Source organism: Streptomyces hilarionis, from assembly GCF_024539675.1.
Lineage (GTDB): Bacteria > Actinomycetota > Actinomycetes > Streptomycetales > Streptomycetaceae > Streptomyces > Streptomyces hilarionis.
This window is the reverse complement of record NZ_JAHHIT010000432.1, coordinates 1-471: the sequence shown is the minus strand read 5'-3', so window position 1 is coordinate 471 and position 471 is coordinate 1. Positions and strand designations below refer to the sequence as shown.

The 471-nt window shown below is 53.3% G+C and carries 1 protein-coding gene and 1 pseudogene; both read right to left on the bottom strand.

All coding sequences use genetic code 11. The annotated features are described in order from the left end of the window. The coding region (locus KMS84_RS43860) for a TRAFAC clade GTPase domain-containing protein (protein ID WP_256921302.1) at positions 1-231 on the bottom strand (231 nt) is incomplete at its 3' end. A 3-nt stretch (positions 232-234) separates the two neighbouring features. Further along, positions 235-471, bottom strand: a pseudogene (locus KMS84_RS43855) (hypothetical protein); the annotation flags it as partial.

Genomic DNA, 471 nt, shown 5'->3' with positions numbered 1-471 from the left:
GTCCGTAATGGGCCAGACGCTTTCAACGTAGATATTAGCCGGTGTGTGGTCCGTAGCCTTCCCCTCAGTCAGGCAACTGAGAGCCGTATTGAATGCCTCAAGGTTTGTTGGCGCGCCTGTCATCTTGAGCTCGCAAGACTTCACCATGAGCCGTTTTAAAAACTGGGCCCCGTAGTGAGTCTTACCGACATTTGACTCGCCGACTAACAAGATGGTGTGTTGTGCAGCCACAAACTATCTCCTACCAAACCGAAAAAGCGGATCGTGACCACCGATTTCTGTCATGGGTAAATCGACCCCCGCGCGCTTAGTGCAGAGAATCCAGTCAAATACCTCGCGGAAACCCTCTGCAGCGTCGCCCTCGCCGCTAGTCGATACGCTGACTATGAACTCTGGGACGTTAGATGAGTGCGAGGCCACGGCTTTTCTGATCTGCGCCTCCATCGCTTCTGCCACATTTACATCCCCTTT